The sequence below is a fragment of the Pseudomonas sp. GQ91 genome, from assembly GCF_059758795.1.
This window is the reverse complement of the sequence record NZ_JCAXED010000004.1, coordinates 346,550-370,759: the sequence shown is the minus strand read 5'-3', so window position 1 is coordinate 370,759 and position 24,210 is coordinate 346,550. Positions and strand designations below refer to the sequence as shown.

Genomic DNA, 24,210 nt, shown 5'->3' with positions numbered 1-24,210 from the left:
CTTGTATCGGGTATTGGTCTGAACAAGGGAACGAGCACTGCTGCATGAAATTTATAGGAGATGCCGCGGACGGCCTGGCGTGTGCCTAATTTGCCCGCGTGCTCATCCGTTCCTTTTACACGTAATGGATTGAGGTAAACGTGGTGACCCAGCTGACACTGCTGTGCCTGCCGTACTCCGGCGCCAGCGCCATGGTCTACAGTCGGTGGCGGCGCAAGCTGCCGGAATGGTTGCACGTGCATCCGGTGGAGCTGCCAGGCCGCGGCTCGCGTTTTGATGAGCCCTTGCACACTGACATGCGCGCCCTGGCTCGCCAGTTGGCCGCGGAACACAAGCCGGCGCTCGAAGCGCCCTATGCACTGTTCGGGCATAGTCTGGGAGCCTTGCTGGCGTGCGAAATGGCGCATGCGTTGCGCGCCTTGGGCTGTCCCGAACCGGTGGCGCTGTTCGCCTCGGGCACGGCGGCACCAACCCTGCGCAGCGACTACGACCGTGACTTTGCCGAGCCCAAGACCGATGAGCAGCTGATTGATCAGTTGCGCACTTTCCAGGGCACCAGTGAGGCGGTGCTGGCGGACAAGGAGCTGATGAGTCTGACCCTGCCAGTGCTGCGTGCCGACTTCTTGCTGTGCGGAGGTTTCCGCCCTCTGCAGCGGCCACCACTCAAATGCCCGGTACACGTACTCGGAGGCAAAGAAGACAAGGCCACCACGGAGCAACTGATGGGTTGGCGCAAGGAAACCGCCGGCAGTTTTTCGGTGGACATGATGACCGGTGGCCACTTCTTTATTCACGAGCATGAAGCGCGGGTGCTGCGGGTCATCAAGGAACACTTGGAGGCGCATCATCGCCGCTACGTCCAGATGCGCGCACTCGCTCGCTAGAACCGCGCCCGCTGGCGCAATTGATTGTTTACAGGAGGCCCGTCATGGGTGTTGCCTTGGGATTTTCCGTTGGTCCGTTACGGGTGGGGCAGGGGCGTTTGCCGCTGCTGGTCGAGGCCACTGAGCCAGACACCAGTCTGCTGGCGGTGTTTGAAGCACTCAAGGCGTTGGTAGATGAGCATCTGTTGCGCGACGGCGGGATTCTGTTTCGTGGGTTTACCCTGGCGGGCGCCGAGCAGTTTCGCGAATTTGCCGCCAGTTTTGGTCACCCTTTGTTGAACTATGAGTTTGGCTCGACCCCGCGCAGCAGTGTTACGCAAGGGGTGTACACCTCCACCGAGTATCCGGCGCACCAGAGTATTCCGCTGCATAACGAGCAGGCTTATTCCCGTGACTGGCCAATGCGGATCTGGTTCTACAGCATGCTCGCCGCGCAGGCGGGGGGCGAGACGCCGATTGCCGATAGCCGCGAAGTCTACAAGCGCATCCCGGCGTATATTCGCGAGCGTTTCGTCAGCAAGGGCCTGATGTATGTGCGCAACTTCGGCAACGGCCTGGATGTGGCGTGGGAGCAGGTCTTCAATACCGAGGACCGGACAGTCGTCGAGGCGTACTGCGATGCTCACGGGATTGTCTGCGAATGGAAGGATGACGGCGAACTGCGCACCCGCCAGACCTGCCAGGCGGTGGCTCGCCATCCACGCACGGGTGAAATGGTCTGGTTCAATCAGGCGCACCTGTTCCATATCTCCAACCTGCAGCCGGAGGTGCGCGAGACGCTGTTGGACATCGTCGACGAGGAAGATTTGCCGCGCAACGTCTACTACGGTGACGGCTCGTCTATTGAAGACCAGGTGCTCGACGAGATCCGCGCGGTACTCGACGAGTGCATGGTCAGCTTCCCCTGGCAGTCAGGTGATGTGCTGATGCTCGACAACATGCTTGCGGCTCACGCGCGTGCGCCCTTCGAAGGCAAGCGCAAGGTCATCGTGGCCATGGCCGAAGGCTTTTCCGCCGACCAGTTGTAATCGGTATCCTCGATCGTTCCCGCGCCAGCGGGAGCGATCTGACCCGCATCAGGGTGGCGCTATCGACCTGCCCTGCAAGCCGCCGCGCCGGGCGCAAAAATCCTCAAGCTTCAAGGTCGTTCCGGGCTGATTCCAGCCTGCGCCAGCGACTACAAGTTAGTTGTTCTCCGTCGCTAATTTTCCCCGGCTGCATTCGTTTTATAGGGATGACGTGCCTTTGCGCTTCCTGCCTATTGACCCGGATGCTAAGAAATGAATGCTGAAGACTCCTTGAAACTCGCTCGCCGGTTTATCGGGTTGCCCCTGGAAAAACGCCGGTTGTTCCTCGCGGCCTTGCAAAAGGAAGGGGTGGATTTTGCTCGGTTTCCGATCCCGGCGGGTGTAGCGGTCGAGGATCGTCAGGCGTTGTCCTACGCACAGCGACGGATGTGGTTCCTCTGGCAGCTTGATCCGCAAAGCGCTGCCTATAACCTGCCCAGTGCCGTGCGGCTCAAGGGTAGGCTCGACGAACCGGCACTGGAGCAGGCCTTTGCCAGCCTGGTGGCGCGCCACGAAGCCCTGCGCACGGTCTTTCGCCAGTTGCCCGACGAGCGTCTGCAACAAGTGCCCGCCAGTGCCCCGCTGGTTGTCGAGCGCGAGGACTTCAGCATCCTCCCCGATGACGAGCGTGAGCGCAGGGTCCGCAGCGAAGCCCAGCAACAGTCAATGCTGCCGTTCGACCTGGCTGCCGGGCCGTTGCTGCGGGTCAAGCTGATCAAGCTCGAGGCTGAGCAGCATGTGCTGTTGCTGACCTTGCACCACATCGTTTCCGATGGCTGGTCGATGAGTATCATCATCGACGAGTTCGTCCGCTTCTACGATGCTCACCGTCGTGGCGAGGCGCTTAACCTCGAGCCGCTGCCGATCCAGTATGCCGACTATGCCCTGTGGCAGCGGCGCTGGATGGAAGCCGGTGAGCAGGAGCGCCAATTGGCCTACTGGCAGGCGCAACTGGGCGACGAGCATCCGGTGCTTGAGTTGCCGACCGATTTCCCACGTCCGGCGGTGGCCAGCTATCAAGGCGGTCGTCATGAGTTCGACCTGCCGCCGGCCCTGGCGGATGAACTGCGTCAGTTCGCGCGCCAGCAGAATGTGTCGTTGTTCACCGTCTTGCTGGCGGCCTTCAATATTCTCTTGTATCGCTACACCGGCCAGACCGACCTGCGGGTCGGCGTGCCGATTGCCAACCGTAACCGGCTGGAAGTCGAAGGCCTGATCGGTTTGTTCGTCAACACTCAGGTGATCCGTGCGCGTTTTGATGAGCAGACCCCGGTCACTGGCCTGTTGCAGGATCTCAAAGAGGTGGTCAACGCCGCGCAGGCCCATCAGGACCTGCCCTTCGAGCGCCTGGTGGATGCGCTCAAGCTGGAGCGCAGCCTGAGCCACACCCCGCTGTTCCAGGTGATGTACAACCATCAGCCGGAAGTGGCCGACCTCGAGGCGTTGAAACTGAGTTCCGGGCTCAGCTTGAGCCGTCTCGAATGGGACAGCCGTACCACCCAGTTCGACCTGACCCTGGATACTTACGAGAAGGGTGGCACGCTCAAGGCGGCCCTGACGTTTGCCAGCGATCTGTTCGCCCTGGCGAGCGTCGAGCGCATGGCCGGTCATTGGCTCAAGATACTGAGCGAAATCGTCGCCGACAGCGCGCGTCGGGTCAGTGAGCTGCCGCTGCTCGATGCCCTGCAGGTACAGACCCAGGTACTCGACTGGAACCGTACCGAGGCGCAGTTCCCGGCGCGGCGCGGTGTGCATCAGTTGTTCGAGGAACAGGTGCAGCGCACGCCACAGGCGATTGCCCTGTTGTTCGATCAACAGGTCCTGACGTATCGGCAACTCAATCAGCGTGCCAACCGCCTGGCGCACAAGTTGCGCGAATCGGCCCCGGCTGACGCTGAGCTGTTGGTGGGCGTGGCCACCGAGCGCTCGGTGGAAATGGTCGTGGCGCTGCTTGCGGTGCTCAAGGCTGGCGGTGCCTACGTGCCGCTCGATCCGGAATACCCGAGCGAACGCCTGCGCTACATGCTTGAAGACAGTGGCGTGCGCTTGCTGTTGACCCAGAGCCATCTGCTGGACAGCCTGCCGCTGGGCGATGCTGTCCAGGCCTGGTGCCTGGACCAGGACGGCGACTGGCTGGAAGGCTACAGCGAAGTCAATCCGGCCCTGCCATGCCTGCCGGAACAACTGGCCTACATGATCTATACCTCGGGCTCCACCGGCCGGCCCAAAGGCGCGGGCAACCGGCACACGGCACTGACCAACCGCCTGTGGTGGATGCAGCGCGCCTACAGTCTGGATGCGCGCGACACGGTGCTGCAAAAGACCCCGTTCAGTTTCGACGTCTCGGTCTGGGAGTTCTTCTGGCCGTTGATGGTCGGTGCGCGGCTGGCCGTGGCGCTGCCGGGCGAGCACCGCGAGCCGGCACGCCTGATCGAAACCATCGGGCGTTACCAGGTCACTACCTTGCACTTCGTGCCATCGATGTTGCAGGCCTTTATCCATGAAACCGGGGTCGAGGCCTGTGGCAGTCTCAAGCGCATCCTATGCAGCGGTGAAGCCCTGCCGGTGGATGCCCAGCAGCAGGTGTTCGGCAAATTGCCGGGGGCCGCTCTGTTCAATCTTTATGGCCCGACCGAAGCCGCCATCGACGTGACGCACTGGCGGTGTGTCGACGAACGCCGGGCCAGCGTGCCCATCGGGGTGCCGATCGACAACCTGCGCACCCATATCCTCGGTTCCGGCCTGAGCCTGCTGCCGGTCGGCGCGGGTGGCGAGCTGTACCTGGGCGGTGTTGGCCTGGCCCGTGGTTATCATCGGCGGCCGGGACTGACCGCCGAGCGTTTCGTGCCCGATCCGTTCAATGCCGGCGAGCGCTTGTACCGCACCGGTGACCTGGCGCGTTATCGGGTCGATGGGGTTATCGAATACCTCGGGCGTCTCGATCATCAGGTCAAGCTGCGCGGCCTGCGTATCGAACTGGGTGAAATCGAAGCCAGCCTGTGTGACCACGAACTGGTCCGTGAAGCTGTGGTCCTGGCCCAGGACGGCAAGCAACTGGTGGCTTATCTGGTATTGACCTGCGAGCAACCGCCGGCCGACTGGCGCGAACAGCTCAAGGCCAGCCTGCTGCTGGGCCTGCCGGAATATATGCTGCCGCAGCACCTGCTGCAGCTGACGGCGCTGCCGTTGACGCCCAACGGCAAACTCGACCGTAAATCCCTGCCACGCGCCGAGGTCGGCATGCAGGCGCACTACATTGCGCCTGCCAGTGATATCGAGAAAGCCCTGGCGGCGATCTGGCGTGACGTCTTGCGCGTGGAGCAGGTCGGCCTGGAAGACAATTTCTTCGAGTTGGGCGGCGACTCCATCGTCTCCATCCAGGTCGTCGGGCGTGCCCGTCAAGCCGGGCTTGCCTTCAGCCCGCGGGACTTGTTCCAGCACCAGACCGTGCGCAGCCTGGCGCAGGTTTGCCAAGCCGACGTTGACGTCACCATCGATCAAGGCCCGGTCAGCGGGGAGGTGCCGTTGACCCCGGTGCAACGATGGTTCTTCGAACTGCCGATGGCCCAGCGCGCGCACTGGAACCAATCGTTGTTGTTGACCCCGCGGGAAACCCTTGACCTGGCCCATGTGGACGCCGCCGTATTGCGCCTGATCGAGCAGCACGATGGCCTGCGCCTGCGTTTCGAGGCCAGCGCCCAAGGTTGGACCCAGGCCCACGCCGCGATGCCGGATGTATCGCCGGTATGGCAACGCCAGGCGGCCACCGCCGAAGAACTCAACGCCCTCTGTGATGAGGCGCAACGCAGCCTGGACCTGGGCCAAGGTCCGCTGCTGCGGGTCTTGCTGGTGAATATGGCGGACGGTAGCCAGCGACTGCTGCTGGCGATCCATCACCTGGTGGTGGACGGGGTATCGTGGCGCGTGCTGCTGGAAGACCTGCAAAGCCTGCTGAACCAGGCCAAGGCCGCTGCAACCCTGGCGCTGCCGGCGAAAACCAGCGCCTACAAGGCCTGGGCCGAACAGTTGCAGGACTATGCCCAGCGCCCGGCCCTGACCCAGGAACTGGACTATTGGCAGCAGGCGCTGGCCGATGCGCCCGCCGATTTGCCCTGCGATCACCCACAAGGCGGGCTGAGTAATGCCCTGGGGCAAAAGGTCGCCGTGACCTTCGATGCCCAATTGACGCGCCAGTTGTTGCAAGAGGCGCCGGCGGCCTACCGCACCCAGGTCAATGACCTGTTGCTGACCGCGCTGGCCCGCGTCATTGCCCGCTGGAGCGGTGAGTCATCGGTGTTGATCCAGCTCGAGGGGCACGGTCGCGAAGAGCTGTTTGAAGAGATTGACCTGACCCGCACCCTGGGTTGGTTCACCAGCCTGTTCCCGGTCAAGCTGACCCCGGCACAGGATCTGGCCGGTTCGATCAAGGCGGTCAAGGAGCAACTGCGCGCAGTACCCGGCAAAGGCCTGGGTTTCGGTGTGCTGCGTTACCTGGGCGAGCCGCAGGTACAGGCGGCCCTGGCCGAACTGCCGGCACCACGCATCACCTTCAACTACCTGGGGCAGTTCGACGCTCAGTTCGACGACGGCGCACTGTTCGTGCCGTCCACCGAAAAGTCAGGCGTGGCCCAGGACGAGCAAGCCCCGCTGGCCAACTGGTTGAGCATCGAGGGCCAGGTGTATGCGGGTGAACTGTCGTTGCAGTGGACCTTCAGCCGTGAGTTGCACGAGCGTGCGACCATCGAGCGATTGGCTGAAGACTATCGCCAGGAGTTGAGCGCGCTGATCGCTCATTGCCTGCAAGCCGAAGCCGGTGGCGCCACGCCTTCGGACTTCCCGCTGGCCCGCCTGACTCAGGAACGTCTGGATACACTGGCGACCCCGCTGGCGCAGATCGAAGACATTTACCCGCTGTCACCGATGCAAGAAGGCTTGTTGCTGCACACCTTGCTGGAGCCGAATTCGGGCATTTACTTCATGCAGGACCGCTACTGCATCGACAGTGACATCGACCTGCCGCGCTTCCGGAGTGCCTGGCAGCAAGTCATCCAGCGTCACGATGCCCTGCGGGCTTCGTTCAACCTCGATCACCAGGGTGAAACGCTGCAGATCATTCACCGCCATGCTCCGTTGCGGCTCGACTGCCTGGACTGGAGCGGGGTGCCAGCCGAGCAGCACGAAGCCGATTTGCAGCGCCTGCTGGAGAGCGAGCGCCAGCAAGGCTTCAACCTGCTGGAGCAGCCACCGTTCAGCCTGCGCCTGATTCGTCGTGCGCCCCAGCAATACTGGTTCATCCTCAGCAACCACCACATCTTGATCGATGCCTGGTGCCGATCCTTGCTGTTGCAAGACTTCTTCACCCTTTACCAGGGCAAGCAAATGCCTCCACCGGCGGCGCGCTACCGCGACTTCATTGCCTGGCTGCAAGAGCAGGGCGAGGCGGCGGCGATCAGCGCCTGGCGCGAAGAGTTGCAAGGCGTCGAGCAACCGACCTGGTTGCCTTACGACCGACCGATGCAGCGTCAGGGTGGCCAGTCGCAGATAGGTGACCGTTACCTGAACCTGGAACGCAGCGAAGGTCGCGCCCTGCGGGAACTGGCCCAGCATTATCAACTGACCGTCAACACCTTCACCCAGGCGGCTTGGGCCTTGGTCATGCACCGCTACAGCGGTGAGTCGGATGTGTTGTTTGGCGTGACTGTGGCCGGCCGGCCGATCAGTCGCCCGGAAATGCAGGACACCGTCGGCCTGTTCATCAACAGCATCCCGCTGCGGGTGCGCATCCCGCAGACCGGCAGCGTCAAGCAATGGCTGCAGGCATTGTTCGAGCACAACCTGGCCCTGCGTGAGCATGAGCATCTGCCGCTGGTGAAAATCCAGGCATGCAGCCGCATCGACAGCAGCCAGCAGTTGTTCGACAGCCTGTTTGTGTTCGAGAACGCGCCGCTGGAGAGCGCGGTGGTCAGCGGCGCCCAGGAACTGAGCGCGATTGCCGACAGCGCGCGGACCCACACCAACTATCCGTTGACGGTGGTGGTCTACCCCGGCGACGAACTGGGGCTGCACCTGTCTTACGACCAGCGCTTCTTCGACGAAGCAACGATTGATCGCTTGCTGCACGATATGAAGCGCGTACTGGCCGCACTGGTCAGCGGCTTCCATGGCGAATTCTCGGCCTTGGCGCTGCTGTCCGACGCGGACCGCTACCAGTTGGTTGAAGCCTGTAACCAGACCGAACGCACCTACCCGCTGGACCAGGGTTATGTACGCCTGTTCGAGGCCAGCGTGGCGCAGTACGGCGAGCGCACGGTGGCGTCGTGCCTGGACCGGCATTGGAGCTACAACGAACTCAACCGCCAGGCCAACCGTGCCGGTCATGGGCTGATGGCGGCTGGGGTGCAGATTGACCAGCCGGTGGCCTTGTTGGCCGAACGTGATCTGCCGTTGCTGGGCATGATCATCGGCAGCTTCAAGGCCGGTGCTGGCTATCTGCCGCTCGATCCGCATTTGCCGGATGAACGCCTGCTGCGCCTGCTGGCGTTGAGCCGCACGCCGGTGTTGTTCTGCACGGCCGCCTGTGCCGAGCGTGCCCGCAGCCTGTTGGCCAGCCTTGCATCAGAAGGCGCGCCACGGCTGCTGGTCTGGGAAGACCTGCAGCAGGGAGAGGCTGCGCAGGGCAACCCGCACATCTACGTCGGCGCCCGTCACCTGGCGTATGCCATCTACACCTCCGGCTCCACCGGCACGCCCAAAGGGGTGTTGGTCGAGCAGGGCGGCATGCTCAACAACCAATTGAGCAAACTGCCGTACCTGGAACTGGGGGAACAGGACGTGATCGCCCAGACCGCCTCGCAGAGCTTCGATATTTCGGTATGGCAGTTCCTCACCGCGCCGCTGTGCGGAGCGCGCGTCGACATCGTGCCGAGCGACATTGCCCAAGAGCCAGCGGCCTTGCTGGCCCATGTACGGCAGGCCGGCATCACGGTTCTGGAAAGCGTGCCGTCGCTGATCCAGGGCTTGCTCGATGAGCCGGTGATGGCGTTCGAGCACTTGCGCTGTATGCTGCCCACCGGTGAGGCGATGCCGCCGGAACTGGCGCGCCGCTGGCTGCAGCGCTACCCGAGGATCAGCCTGGTCAACGCTTACGGTCCGGCCGAATGCTCGGACGATGTGGCCTTGTACCGCGTGGAAATGGCCGCGACCCAGGGTGCTTGCCTGCCCATCGGCAGTCCGACGGACAACAACCGCCTGTATCTGCTCGACGGCCAGTTGCAACCGGTGCCTGTGGGCGCGGTGGGTGAGCTGTGGGTGGCCGGCGTCGGGGTTGGCCGTGGTTACCTGAGTGACCCGGCGCGCACGGCCCTGGCCTACCTGCCGGACCCGTTCGCCCTGGAGGCCGGTGGCCGGCTGTACCGCACCGGCGACCTCGGCCGTCGGCGTAACGACGGCCTGTTGGAGTACGTGGGACGCGTCGACCACCAGGTCAAGGTGCGTGGTTTCCGGATCGAGCTGGGCGAAATCAGTGCGCACCTGCTGGAGCTGGACGCGGTGCGCGAGGCGGCGGTCGATGTCTACGACAGTGGCACCGGCCAGGCCTTGGTGGGTTACGTGGTGCCGGCGTCGACCGACCTGGCCCAGGACGCATTGCGTGACAGTCTGCGTGACAGCCTGCGCCAGCGCCTGCCGGATTACATGGTGCCGTTGCAGTGGGTGTTCCTGGAAGTGCTGCCACTGACCCCGAATGGCAAGCTGGATCGCAAGGCGCTGCCGGCGCCGGATGCCAGTCAGTTGCAGCAGCGTTTCGTGGCCCCGCGCACTGCAACGGAGCAGCGCATCGCGCAGATCTGGCAGGACGTGCTCAAACTGGAGCGCGTCGGCCTCAATGACAATTTCTTCGAACTGGGCGGTCATTCGTTGCTGGCGACCCAAGTGATTTCCAGGGTGCGCCATGCGCTGAACATCGAACTGCCGCTACGTACGCTGTTTGAACACAGCACCTTGCAAGCCTTTGTCCAGGCACTCGGTCAGAACAGTGCGGGTGACGAGCCGGCGCTGCTGGCGGTGGATCGTCAACAGCCGCTCTTGCTGTCCTATGCCCAGGAGCGTCAGTGGTTCCTCTGGCAGCTGGAGCCCCAGAGTCCGGCCTATAACATCCCGCTGGCGCTGCGCCTGCGTGGAGGCCTGGACGTTGCAGCCTTGGCTCGCAGTTTCGATGCGCTGATCGAACGCCATGAAAGCCTGCGTACGCGCTTTGCCCAGGACCCGCAGGCGTTGCAAATCATTGACGCCCCGGTGGCATTGCCACTGGTGGCAGAACCCTTGGCCAGTGACGCGTTGATCGCCGCCACCGTGGAAGCCGAAGCCCAGGCGCCGTTCGATCTTCAGCAGGGGCCGTTGTTGCGGGTGAAATTGCTGCAGCTGGCGGCGGATGATCATGTGTTGTTGCTGACCCAGCACCACATCATCTCTGATGGCTGGTCGATGCAGGTATTGGTGGAAGAGCTGATTGCCCTGTACCGCGCCTACAGCCAGGGCCAGCACCTGGAGCTGCCAGCCCTGCCGATCCAGTACGCCGACTATGCGCAATGGCAGCGGCAGTGGATGGAGGCCGGTGAGTTGCAACGTCAACTGGCTTACTGGCGCCACCAGTTGGGGGGTGAACAACCGGTATTGGAGCTGCCGACTGATCGGCCGCGCCCGGCCGTGCAGGATCAGCGCGGCGTCCGCCTGGACATTGCGCTGGATGCGGCGTTGAGCGCCGGCCTGCGACAACTGGCACAACGCGCAGGCTCGACCCTGTTTATGCTCCTGCTGGCGTCGTTCCAGGCCCTGTTGCATCGCTACACTGGGCAAAGCGACATTCGCGTCGGTGTGCCGGTGGCCAATCGGCAGCGGGTCGATATCGAGCGCCTGATTGGCTTCTTCGTCAATACCCAGGTGCACAAGGCCGAGGTGGATGGCCAGTGCGCGTTCATCGAGCTGTTGCGCCAGGTCAAGCAAACCGCGCTGCACGCCCAGGCCCACCAGGACCTGCCGTTCGAACAACTGGTGCAAGCACTGCAACCGCAGCGCAGCCTGAGCCACAGCCCGCTGTTCCAGGTGATGTACAACCACCAGAGCGAAGGCAAGAAAAGCATCGACGTCGATTTGCCAGGGTTGCGGGTCGAAGGCCTGGCCTGGGAAAACCAGGTCGCGCAGTTCGACCTGACACTGGAAACCTACGAGTCCCGCGACAGCCTGAGTGCCTCGCTGGTGTATGCCCGCGAGCTGTTCGACGCCAGCACCCTCGAGCGCCTGGCGCAACACTGGCGGCACTTGTTGCAAGCGGTGGTGGCTGACCCGACGCAGCGCATCGCCCAAATACCGTTGCTGGCGGCGGCGGATGAGCGAGTGATACTCGAAGACTGGAACCGTAGCGCCGTGGCCTACCCGGCCGGCCGGTGCATCCAGCAGTTGATCGAGGAACAGGCGGCGCGCACCCCGGAGGCACTGGCGCTGGTGTTTGCTGAGCAGCAACTGAGCTACGCCGAACTCAATGCCCGGGCCAACCAGTGGGCGCACCGCTTGCTGGAGCTGGGCGTCGGCCCGGATGTGCTGGTGGGCGTGGCGGTTGAGCGCTCGCTGGAAATGGTCATCGCGTTGTTGGCGGTGCTCAAGGCCGGTGGCGCTTATGTGCCGTTGGATCCGGAGTACCCGCAAGAGCGCCTGGGCTACATGATCGACGACAGTGGCCTCAAGCTGCTGCTGACCCAAGATCACTTGTCCTTGCCGATCGCGCCCCATGTGCAGGCGCTGGACCTGGGCCAGGCCTTGAACGGCTACAGCACGGCGAACCCGCAGGTGCCGCTGGACCCGGAAAACCTCGCCTATGCGATCTATACCTCCGGCTCCACTGGCAAGCCCAAAGGCGTGATGGTGCGCCATGGCGCCCTGACCAACTTTATCGTGAGCATGGCCGCCGCGCCCGGGATCGGCGCGCAGGATCGCCTGCTGTCGCTGACCACGTTCTCCTTCGACATCTTCGGCTTGGAGCTGTACACGCCGTTGATGGTCGGTGGTCGTGTGGTCCTGGCCAGCCAGGCTACCCAGCGTGATCCGGAACTGATCCTCAAGCAGGTGCAAGCGCAGGGCATCAGCGTGTTGCAGGCCACGCCGTCGACCTGGCGCATGCTGCTGGAAAGCCCCAACGCTGGCGTCCTCGCGGGCCGTCGCCTGCTGTGTGGCGGTGAAGCGCTGGCCGATGAATTGGCGGTGCGCATGACCGCGCTGGGGGCGCAAACCTGGAACCTCTACGGCCCGACCGAAACCACTATCTGGTCGGCCTTGCAGCCGTTGAACAGCGAGCACAGTCAGCCGCATCTGGGCAAGGCGATCAATAACACCTCGCTGTACATCCTCGGTGAAGACCTGTCGGCCAACCCGGTGGGGGTCGCCGGTGAGCTCCTGATCGGTGGCGATGGCCTGGCGCGGGGCTATTTCGAGCGTCCGGCATTGACCGCCGAGCGTTTCCTGCCCAACCCGTATGGTGAGCCGGGAGGGCGCTTCTACCGTACTGGCGACCTGGCGCGCTACCGCGCGGACGGGGTGATCGACTACCTCAGCCGGATCGACCACCAGGTGAAGATCCGCGGTTTCCGCATCGAACTGGGGGAGATCGAAGCGCGTCTGCTGGAACACGCCGAGGTGCGCGAAGCCGTGGTGGTGGCCCAGGAGGGTGCGCAAGGCCCGGTGCTGGTCAGTTATCTGGTGGCGCCCGACGCGGCGCAAGAAACCTTGCGTGAAGCGTTGAAACACCGCCTGCACCAACAATTGCCGGATTACATGGTGCCGCAGTACTGGCTGTTCATGGCGCGCCTGCCCCTGACGCCCAACGGCAAGCTGGACCGCAAGGCCCTGCCCAAGCCGGACGCCAGCCAGGTGCAAAAGAGCTACATGGCGCCGAGCACCGAACGCCAACGACACGTCGCGCAGATCTGGCAAGAAGTGCTCAAGCTGGAGCGGGTGGGACTGGCGGACAACTTCTTCGAACTGGGCGGGCACTCGTTGCTGGCCACCCAGGTCATGTCGCGGGTACGGCAGTTGCTGAACACTGAAGTGGCGCTGCGCACCTTGTTCGAACACAGTACCTTGCACGCCTTTGTCCAGGCCCTGGGGCAGGACATGGCCGGTTCGGCGCCGGTGTTGCTGCCAGTGGCTCGCGACCAGGTACTACGCCTGTCCTATGCCCAGGAGCGGCAATGGTTCCTCTGGCAACTGGAGCCGCAGAGTGTCGCCTACAACCTGCCTCTGGCCCTGCGCCTGCAAGGCCAGCTGGAGGTGTCGGCACTCGAGCGCAGCTTCAACAGCCTGATTGCCCGGCATGAAATTTTGCGTACTGGTTTTACCCAGAATGACAGCCAGGTCCTGCCGGTGATTCAGGCCCAGGCCAGCCTGCAACTGGAGGTGCAAGCGCTGGACAGCGTGGCCGGGATCGATGCCGCGGTGGACGCCGAAGCGCATCGCCCGTTCGACCTCAAGCATGACGCCTTGCTACGGGTGAAACTGTTACGCCTGGCGGCTGACGAGCATGTCCTGATCCTCACCCAGCACCACATCGTCTCTGATGCCTGGTCGATGCAGGTGATGGTCGACGAACTGCTTGAAACCTATGCCGCCTACAGCCAGGGGCAAACCCCGAGTCTGCCGGCACTGCCGTTGCAGTACCTCGACTATGCGCAATGGCAGCGGCAGTGGATGGAAGACGGCGAACAGGCGCGACAACTGGCCTACTGGACCGACAAGCTGGGCGGCGAGCAGCCCGTATTGGCCCTGCCGACCGACTACCCACGGCCGAGTGTCCAGAGCTTTGTCGGCGCCAGCCAGGGGGTGACGTTGTCGGCCAGCCTGCTGCACTCGCTCAAGGCCCTGGCCCAGCGTGAGCAGGTCACGTTGTTTATGCTGCTGCTGGCCTCGTTCCAGACGTTGCTGCACCGCTACAGCGGGCAAAACGAGATTCGCGTCGGGGTGCCCATCGCCAACCGTAACCGGGTGGAAACCGAGCGTCTGATCGGCTTCTTCGTCAATACCCAGGTGCTCAAGGCTGAGGTGGACGGGCAGGGCGCCTTCCGCGAATTGCTCGAGCAGGTCAAACAGACTGCGCTGGAAGCCCAGGCCCATCAGGACCTGCCGTTCGAACAACTGGTGGAAGCCTTGCAACCGGAGCGCAGCCTGAGCCACAGCCCGTTGTTCCAAGTGATGTACAACCATCTCGGCGAAGGCCGCAAAGGGCTCGACATTGCCTTGCCGGGCCTGACCCTGTGCGGTATTGAAGCCCGTGGCCGCACCACGCAGTTCGACCTGAGCCTGGAAACCTACGAGTCAGACCAACAGCTGGTAGCGACCCTGACCTATGCGGTCGACCTGTTTACCCCGGCGAGCATGGCGCAACTGATCGGCCACTGGCAGAACCTGCTGCAGGCGATTGTCGCCGACCCGACGCAACGGATTGCCGCATTGCCGCTGCTGACCGAGGCCCAGACCCAGCAGGTGCTGCTGGACTGGAACCAGACCCGGGTCGAGTACCCGCTGCATCTGGGCGTACACCAGTTGATTGAGGCTCAGGTCGAGCGTACGCCAGAGGCCATCGCCCTGGTGTTCGGCGATACGCAACTGACCTACGCCGAACTCGATGCCCGCGCCAACCAATGGGCCCGGCGCCTCGGCAGTCTGGGGGTGGGCACCGATGTGCTGGTCGGTGTGGCAGCCCAGCGTTCGCTGGAGATGGTCATCGGCTTGCTCGCCGTGCTCAAGGCCGGCGGCGCTTATGTACCGCTCGACCCCGAGTACCCGCCGGAGCGCTTGAACTACATGATGCAGGACAGTGGCATCGGCCTGTTGTTGACCCAGGCGCACCTGCGCGAGCAGTTGCCGATTCCTCAGGGTGTGCAGCCGCTTGATCTCGGCGAGTCGGTGGCCAGCTTCAGTGCCGATCGGCTACAGCGCGAACTGGACCCGCAAAGCCTGGCGTATGTGATCTACACCTCCGGGTCCACCGGGCAACCCAAGGGCGCCGGCAACCGGCACGCCGCGTTGACCAACCGCCTGTGCTGGATGCAGGAGGCCTATCCACTGGATGCCGCGGACGCGGTGTTGCAGAAAACCCCGTTCAGCTTTGACGTCTCGGTCTGGGAATTCTTCTGGCCGCTGATGACCGGCGCACGCCTGGTGGTGGCCGCACCTGGGGCGCATCGTGATCCGGGCGCGCTGGTCGAGTTGATCAATCAGCACGCCGTCACCACGTTGCACTTTGTGCCCTCGATGCTCCAGGCCTTCCTGCTGGACCCGCGCGCGGCCAGTTGCCACGGCTTGCGTCAGGTGATGTGCAGCGGCGAAGCATTGCCGGTGGACGCTCAACAGCAGTTGTTCAAGCAACTGCCGCAGACCCGGTTGTACAACCTGTACGGCCCCACCGAAGCCGCCATCGATGTGACGCATTGGCAATGCGTCGACGAAGGGCGCGACAGCGTGCCGATTGGTCAGCCGATCGCCAACCTTGGCACGTATATCCTCGGCCCGGATCTGCAACCGTTGCCCGTGGGCGTGGCCGGTGAGTTGTACCTGGGCGGCGCAGGCCTGGCCCGTGGATACCACCGCCGGCCGGGGTTGACCGCCGAGCGTTTTGTGGCGAACCCGTTTGGTGCCGGGCGCTTGTACCGTAGCGGTGACCTGGCGCGGCATCGGGTCAACGGGGTGATCGAGTACCTCGGCCGTATCGATCATCAAGTGAAGATCCGTGGCTTGCGCATCGAGCTGGGTGAAATCGAGGCGCGTCTCATGGAACAGCCGTCGGTGGTCGAGGCGGTAGTGATCGCGCAGGACGGGCCGACCGGCAAACGCCTGGTGGCTTACGTGGTGCCAAGCGATGCGCAACTGCTGGAGAGCAGCGAGCAGGAACAGTCGCGTTATGGCGCCACGCTGGGCGCAAGCCTGGTGCGCCACCTGCCGGACTACATGGTGCCTGGGCAATGGATCGTCCTGGCGCGGATGCCGTTGAGCCCCAATGGCAAGCTGGATCGCAAAGCCTTGCCCCAGGCTGATCCGCTGTTGGTACAGCAGGCCTACCAGGCTCCTGAAACCGAGATTGAACAACAGATCGCCGCGATCTGGCAGGACATCCTGCACGTCGAGCGCATTGGTCTGGGTGACAACTTCTTTGATCTTGGAGGGCATTCGCTGCTCGCGACCCAGGCGGTCTCGCGCATCAACTCCCAACTGGGCATCGACATTGCGCTGCGCCTGATCTTTGAAGCGCCGACCCTCGCCGAGTTCGCCCAGGCGGTGCTCGAAAGCCGCTCGGCGCTGAGTGAGGAAGGGCTGTCGGATATTGAAAAAATGATGGACCTGATGGAGGAGGCTTGAAATGGATAAGACTACCGCAGAGCGTATTGCCAAGCGTTTCATCGGCCTGGGTCTGGAGCAGCGGCGGCAGATCCTGGCGAAGATGAACGAGGCCAACAACAGTTTCAAGCTGTTGCCGATTGTCGCCTGTCGCCATGACGTGCCACGCATTCCTTTGTCTTTTGCGCAACAGCGTCTGCTGTTTCTGTGGCAGATGGAGCCGCTGAGTTCGTTCTACAACGTACCGCGCGCGGTACGCCTCAAGGGCGAACTGAACGAAACCACATTGCGCCAGGCCTTCGACGCGCTGGTGCAGCGCCATGAGGTGCTGCGTACCCGCTTTGTGTCTGAAGACGGAGCTTTTTATCAGGAAATCCACGATAGCGCGCCGGTGAATCTGCAACGCATCGACGTCCCAACTGCGGCTCTGGACGCGGGGGAGTCAGGGCTCAAGGCGCTGGTCGCCGAGGAACTGGCGCAGCCCTTCGACCTGATCAATGGCCCGTTGCTGCGGGTCAAGCTGTACCGTCTCGACGCCCATGAACATGTGCTGGTGGTGACCCTGCATCACATCGTTTCCGATGGCTGGTCGAGCCAGTTGATGGTCGAGGAATTTGTCCATCTGTATGACGCTATCGCCCATCAGCATGAGCCGCGACTGCCGGCCTTACCGATCCAGTACGCGGACTTCGCGCTGTGGCAACGCAGTTGGATGGAGGCTGGGGAAAGCGAGCGCCAATTGCAGTACTGGACGCAGAAGCTGGGCGACGAGCAACCGCTGCTGGCGTTGCCGTTGGACCGCGAGCGTCCACCCGTGCCGAGTTACCGGGGCGCGGTGTTGACCGCCGATTGCTCGCCAGCCTTGTCCCAGGCCCTGAAAAACCTTGGCAGCGAGCGCGGTTATACCGTGTTCATGCTGGTGCTGGCGGCGTTTTCGGTGGTGTTGGCACGTCAGAGCGGGCAGCGCGACATTCGTCTGGGGGCGCCGAACGCCGGGCGCAATCGCAGCGAAACCGAAGGCCTGATCGGCTTCTTTATCAACACCCAGGTACTGCGGGTCGAGGTCGATGAGCAGCAGAGCTTCGAGCAGTTGCTGGCTCAGGTCAAAGAAACCGTATTCGGAGCCCAGGCCCATCAGGACTTGCCCTTCGAACAGTTGGTGGACGCCCTGGCGCCTGAGCGTAACCTGAGCCACAACCCGTTGTTCCAGGTGAAGATCAACCAAAACCTGGCGGGCAGTGGCCTGAGCCAGAATGGCCAGGGCAGTTTTTCCGCGCTGGATATTGACGTGTTCGAGATCGCCGAAAACGACGCGCGTTTCGATCTGGCGCTGGATTTCACCGACACTGAACATGGCCTGCAGATCAGTTTCAGCTACGCGACCGATCTGTTCGAGCGGCGCACCGTCGAGGCGATTGCCGACTCGTTGCAGGGGGTATTGCAGGACATGGTCGCGGCGCCTGCCGCGCTGATTGATCAACGGCCGGCCGTGGCCGGGGTGACTGGCGAAGAGCTCACGGAAGATTTCCCGCACCCGCATTTCCTGGCGCTGTGGCAGGCCAACGGCCAAACCCGTGGCGCTGCCATCGCCGTGCGCTGCGAGCAAGAACTCATCAGTTTTGCCGCGCTGGAGCAGCAGTCCAACCGCCTGGCCCGGCACTTGCGCGAGCAGGGATTGCGTAACGGTGAGGTGGTGGCCCTGGCACTGGAGCGCAGCGTGGCCTGGACCGTAGGCCTGCTGGCGGTGCTCAAGGCTGGTGGCGTGTACCTGCCGCTGGATGTCCAGCAACCCGCGGAACGCTTGCAGCAGGTGGTGAGTCGCAGTGGCGCTGCCTGGCTGCTGCGCACGGCGGGCGATCAACGTATCGATTGTCAGTGCCGGGTGCTTGACTATGACGAGGCGCGGTTTGCCTCGTGCAGCGCTGCTCCACTGGCGCTTGACGTGGCCCCGGAACAACCGGCATACCTGATTTTCACCTCGGGCTCCACCGGTCAGCCCAAGGGTGTACTGGTCAGCCACCAGGCGTTGGGCAACTACGTGCAAGCGATTCTGCAGCGCCTGCGCCTGCCGACCGATGCCAGCCTGGCGATGATTTCCACCCTGGCGGCGGACCTCGGGCACACCATGCTGTTTGCCGCGCTGGCCAGCGGTCGCCTGTTGCACCTGGTGCCACAGGCATACGCTTTCGACCCGGACCGTTTCGCCGGTTACATGAGCGAGCACCGTGTCGGCGCGCTGAAAGTCGTGCCCAGCCATTTGCACAGCCTGTTGCAGGCCGGCAACCCGGCGGATGTACTGCCGGCCCATGCGTTGGTGCTGGGAGGCGAGACGTGTCCTTGGTCGTTGGTACAGCAGGTGGCGCAATTGGCGCCGGAGTGCCGGATCATCAACCATTACGGCCCGACGGAAACCACGGTCGGCGTGCTGACCCATGAGGTGACGGACGAACGCCCCGCGACCCTGAGCGTGCCCGTTGGCCAACCCCTGGCCAATACCCGCGCGCGCCTGCTGGATGCCTACCTCAACCCGGTCGCCGCGCGGGTGGCGGGGGAGCTGTATCTGGGCGGTGCCGGTGTGGCCCAGGGCTACCTGAATCAGCCAGGGCTGACCGCTGAACGTTTCGTTCCCGATCCGCAAGGGTGCAAGGGCGAGCGGGTGTACCGCAGCGGTGACCGTGCGCGCAGGGTCGACGGCGTGCTGGAGTTTCTCGGTCGCGGCGACGATCAGGTGAAAATCCGTGGCTACCGGATCGAGCCTGGAGAGGTCCGGCACATTCTGCGGCAGTTGGATGACATACAAGATGCTGCCGTGCTGGCGTTGTCGATGGAGGGGGATGCCGGACGTTTGCAACTGGTCGCTTACTGTGTGCCGGCGCCGACGGCCACCACCGATGCCGAACAACTGACCCGCGAACTGCGGGGGCGGCTGCCGGATTACATGGTGCCGGCACGGATCATCCTGCTCGAACGCTTGCCCCTGACGGCCAACGGCAAGCTCGATAGTCGGGCCCTGCCGGCCCCGGATGCACAGGTTCAAGACTACGTGGCCCCGAGCAATGAACTGGAACAGGTTTTGGCCGAAGTCTGGGCCCAGGTGCTCAAGCTTGAGCAGGTAGGCACGGGCGACAACTTTTTTGAACTGGGCGGCGACTCGATTCTCAGCCTGCAGATCATTGCCCGGGCCAAGCGCCGCGGAATTAAGCTGACCCCCAAGCAGTTGTTCGAAAAACAGACCATTGCCCAATTGGCGCAAGTGGCCAAATGGCTGGAGGTCAAGGCCCCCGCGACCCCGGCCAGCGCCCTGCAGATCAACGGAACCCAAGCGCTGTTGCCGATCCAGGCACGCTTCTTTGGCATGGAGATTCCCGAGCGTCATCACTGGAACCAGTCGATCCTGCTGCACCCTCAGGCCCGCCTGGATGTGACGGCGTTGAACCTGGCACTGCAAGCGCTGTTTGCGCAGCACGATGCGCTGCGCCTCGCCTTCACGCGACAGGACGGGCAATGGCGCGCCGACTATCAGGCCCGCGTGCCCGGCGAGTGGCTATGGACGCCGCCGGCCCTGGCGGCGGCGGATGAGGTCCAGGCCCTGGCCGACCAGGCCCAGCGCAGCCTGAACCTGAAGCAAGGTGTGTTGCTGCGCGCGGTACTGATGGAACTGCCCGAGGGGCAGCAGCGCCTGCTGCTGGTGATTCATCACACTGTCGTGGATGGCGTCTCCTGGCGGGTAGTGCTGGAAGATTTGCAAAGCGCCTATACCCAGGCGACGCGCGGGGAGCCGGTCAAGCTGTCGGACAAGGGGGCTTCGCTGCAAACCTGGGGCGAGCGGTTGCAGGGCCATGCCCAGAGCGACGTGCTCAAGGCCGAGTTGCGGTATTGGCAGGATTGCTTGCAGGGCTGCGCGCTGGACCTGCCCCGCGACAACCCGGACGGCGGCTTGAGCCTGTCTCAAGCCCACGTCGTCTCGACCCGCCTGGATCGGGGATTGACGCACAAACTGCTGAAGGTCGCGCCAGCCGCCTACCGGACCCAGGTCAATGACCTGTTGCTGACCGCACTGGCCCGCGTGCTGTGCCGCTGGAGCCAACAGTCGGCAGTGGCTATCCAATTGGAGGGGCATGGCCGGGAAGCCTTGTTCGATGAACTGGACATTTCCCGGACAATGGGCTGGTTCACCAGTTTATTCCCGGTGAAGCTGACCCCGGCTGCCGATCTCGACGCTTCGATCAAGCAAATCAAGGAGCAACTGCGTCAACTGCCGAACAAAGGCATCGGCTACGGCTTGCTGCGTTACTGCGGTGATGCGGCCAGCCAGGCGGCGTTGGCCGACCTTGGCGAACCACGGATTACCTTTAACTATCTGGGCCAGTTCGACGCTGATTTTGCCGCCGACCAAGGTGCGCTGTTTGTGCCAGCAGCCGAATCCGACGGTGCCGCGCGCAGCGAGCTGGGGGAGTTGAGCAACTGGCTGAGCATCAACGGTCAGGTGTACGGCGCCGAGCTGGAGCTGAGCTGGACCTTCAGCACTGGCATGTATCAGCGCCACACGGTGCAGGCTCTGGCCGACGATTACGCGGCTGAACTGGCGGCGTTGATCGAGCATTGCTGCAGCGCACAGCACAGTGGCGTGACGCCGTCGGATTTCAACCTGGTGAATTTCACCCAGGCGCAGTTGGAGCGGTTGCCAGTGAATCCACGGGATATCGCCGACCTCTATCCGCTGTCGCCCATGCAACAAGGGATTCTGTTCCACACCCTGCACGAGCCGGACGGCCCGGCCTACACCAACCAGTTGCGGGTCGACGTCCAGCAACTCGACGCCGAGCGCTTCCGCGCAGCCTGGCAGCAGACCCTGGACGCCCACGACATCCTGCGCACGGCGTTTGTCTGGCCTCCGGAGATGAGTGCGCCGGTACAGATCGTGCTGGGCAGCGTGTCTATGCCTCTGGTGATTCACGACTGGCAGGGCCGGGCGCACCTTGAGCAGGCCCTCGATCAGTTGGCCCGCGAGGAGTTGCAAGCGGGTTTCCAGCTTGATCATGCGCCGTTGCTACGGGTAATCCTGGTGCGCACCGACGCGCGTACTCATCACCTGATTTACACCAGCCATCACATTCTGATGGACGGCTGGAGCACCTCGCAGTTGTTTGGCGAGGTGTTGCAGCGCTATGCCGGGCAGGCGCCGGCCGCGGCACAGGGGCGCTACCGCGATTACATCGAATGGTTGAGCCAGCGTGATGCCGAGGTCAGCCAAGGGTTCTGGCGTGGGGCTCTGGGTAACTTGCAGGAGCCGACACGCCTGGCTGGCGCCATGGGCCCGCAACACGTACTGGGCAACGGTTATGCGGACCATGAACATCTGTTCAGCGCCGAGCTTACCGCGCGGTTGAACGGTTTTGCCCGTGAGCAAAAGATCACCCTCAACACCCTGATGCAGTCGGCTTGGCTGTTGCTGTTGCAGCGCTACACCGGCCAGACCACGGTTGCCTTCGGTGCCACCGTGGCTGGGCGGCCGATGGACTTGCCCGGGGTCGAGCAGCAGATTGGGCTGTTTATCAACACCTTGCCGGTGGTTGCCACGCCGTCGCCGCACCTGACGGTGACGCAGTGGCTGCAGCAGGTGCAAGACCTTAACCTGGCCCTGCGTGAACACGAACATACGCCCCTGTATGAGATTCAAAGCTGGGCCGGACTGGGTGCCGGTTCGCTGTTTGACAGTATTCTGGTGTTCGAGAATTACCCGATGTCCGAAGCCTTGCAGCAAGGGCAGGGGAGTGGCCTGGGGTTTTCGCCGATTCGCCGCCAGGAGCAAACCAACTACCCGCTGACCCTGGTGGCGGTGGCGGGTCGCGAGTTGGCCCTGGGTTGCAGTTTTGACCAGGCCTGTTTCGATGCAGCAAGCGTCCAGCGTTTGGCCGAGCAACTGGAACACCTGATGCGCCAGTTCATGGCCGATGCCAGCCAGCCGCTGGGTGAGCTGGAGTTGTTGTCCCCGGACCAGCGCCAGGCCGCATTGGCCTGGGGGCGTTCGCCGAGTCGTGCACGGGCCACTACTGGAGTGGTGGAGCAGATCGAAGCCCAGGTCCGGCATGATCCGCAAGCGCTGGCGATGCTGTTTGGCGAGGAGCAACTGGATTACGCCACCCTTGATGCGCGGGCCAATCAGTTGGCGCACAAGCTGCGGGCGTTGGGAGTGGGTCCGGAAGTGCGAGTCGGCGTGTGTCTGCGCCGTACCCCGCAGATGGTCATCAGCCTGCTGGCGATCCTCAAGGCGGGCGGTGCTTATGTACCGCTGGATCCGGAGTACCCGCAGGAACGCCTGCTGCATATGCTCGACGACAGCCAGGCCGCCGTTGTGCTGGCCGAAGCGTCGTTGCGCGAGGTATTGCCGGCGGTGTTGCAGGCGCAAGTGCTGTTGGTCGAGCCCGGCGCGCAATGGCTGCACGACTGGCCGCACACCTGTCCGGCGTCGCTGACCTGCGCGGCCAACCTGGCGTATGTGATTTACACCTCGGGTTCCACCGGCAAGCCCAAGGGTGTGGCCATCACCCATGGCAACGTCGCGGCCCTGGTCCAGTGGTCGTTGGCGACCTATTCGCGTGAAGCCCTGCAAGGGGTGCTGGCCTCGACGTCGATCTGCTTTGACCTGTCGGTCTGGGAGATTTTTGTCACCCTGGCCGGCGGGGGTTTCATGGTACTTGCGGACAACGCCCTGGCCTTGCCCGAGTTACCGGCGCGGGAGCGGGTGCGGCTGATCAATACCGTGCCATCGGCGATTGCCGCCTTGCAGCGGGCCAGGCAGATTCCGTCCTCGGTGCAAACCATCAACCTGGCGGGCGAGCCGCTCAAGCAGGCGCTGGTCGACAGTTTGTACGCCAGCACGGCGGTGGAGCGCATCTACGACCTGTACGGGCCGTCGGAAGACACCACCTATTCGACCTTCACCCTGCGTGTGGCAGGCGGCCAGGCGAATATCGGGCGGCCGCTGGAAAACACCACGGCCTATTTGTTGGACCCACAGTTGCAAGCGCTGCCGGCGGGCGTCGCGGCCGAGTTGTACCTGGCGGGCGCCGGGGTGAGCCGTGGTTACTTGATGCGTCCGGGGCTGACCGCGGAGCGTTATGTACCTGACCCGTTCTCCACCCGGGGTGAGCGGCTGTACCGCAGCGGCGACCTGGTACGCCAAGGTGCGGAGGGCGACATCGAGTACATCGGGCGGGCCGACCACCAAGTGAAAATTCGTGGTTTCCGCATCGAGTTGAGCGAAGTCGAAGCCCGCCTGCTGAAGCATCCTGCGGTACGCGAGGCGGTGGTGCTGACCCAGGAAGGTGCTGCTGGCAAGCAGCTGCTGGCGTATGTGGTGGCTGAAGCGGAGGTCGGCGAACAGCCCGGCCTGGTGGACAGCCTGCGCAGCCATCTGGCGGCCAGCCTGCCAGCGCACATGGTGCCAAGCCATTTGCACCTGATCGAGGCGTTGCCTTTGACACCCAATGGCAAGCTCGACCGCAAAGGCCTGCTGGCACTCGGTGGCAACCCACGGCAATTGGCTTACGAGGCACCGCGCACCGACTTGCAATGGGAAGTGGCGACTATCTGGCAGGAAGTGCTGGACGTCCAGCAGATCGGCTTGAACGATAGTTTCTTCCACCTCGGCGGCCATTCGTTGCTGGCGACCCTGGTGGTGACGCGAATCAAGGAGCGCTTGGGTGACCAGGTGCCGCTCAGGGAGCTGTTCGCTGCGCACACCCTGGAACAGTTCTGTGACCGCATCCAAGCCCTGCGCGCTGATTTGTCGCCGGTTCAGGATGAATTGGCTAAATCTCTGGAGACCCTCAAACGTCTATCTCTCGATGATCTTGAAAAACTGATTTCTTGAGTGAGGA

4 protein-coding genes are annotated in these 24,210 nt (G+C 63.4%); all 4 read left to right on the top strand.

Annotation, left to right across the window (positions count from 1 at the left end):
* The first annotated feature begins 143 nt into the window (after positions 1-143).
* The 4 genes from AC6CIA_RS08430 to AC6CIA_RS08415 all read left to right on the top strand — a co-directional run bounded on the left by AC6CIA_RS08430 (position 144) and on the right by AC6CIA_RS08415 (position 24,203).
* Complete coding sequence (locus tag AC6CIA_RS08430) at positions 144-884, top strand: thioesterase II family protein (protein ID WP_498311469.1); 741 nt, start codon at positions 144-146, stop codon at positions 882-884.
* A 44-nt stretch (positions 885-928) separates the two neighbouring features.
* Positions 929-1,912, top strand: a complete 984-nt coding sequence (locus tag AC6CIA_RS08425; RefSeq protein ID WP_498311468.1) for a TauD/TfdA family dioxygenase — start codon at positions 929-931, stop codon at positions 1,910-1,912.
* A 252-nt stretch (positions 1,913-2,164) separates the two neighbouring features.
* Positions 2,165-16,348 carry a non-ribosomal peptide synthase/polyketide synthase gene (locus AC6CIA_RS08420; protein ID WP_498311467.1) on the top strand — a complete coding sequence of 4,728 codons (14,184 nt, stop codon included), beginning with the start codon at positions 2,165-2,167 and terminating at the stop codon, positions 16,346-16,348.
* 1 nt (position 16,349) lies between these two features.
* Positions 16,350-24,203 carry an amino acid adenylation domain-containing protein gene (locus tag AC6CIA_RS08415; protein ID WP_498311466.1) on the top strand — a complete coding sequence of 2,618 codons (7,854 nt, stop codon included), beginning with the start codon at positions 16,350-16,352 and terminating at the stop codon, positions 24,201-24,203.
* Positions 24,204-24,210 lie beyond the last annotated feature (7 nt).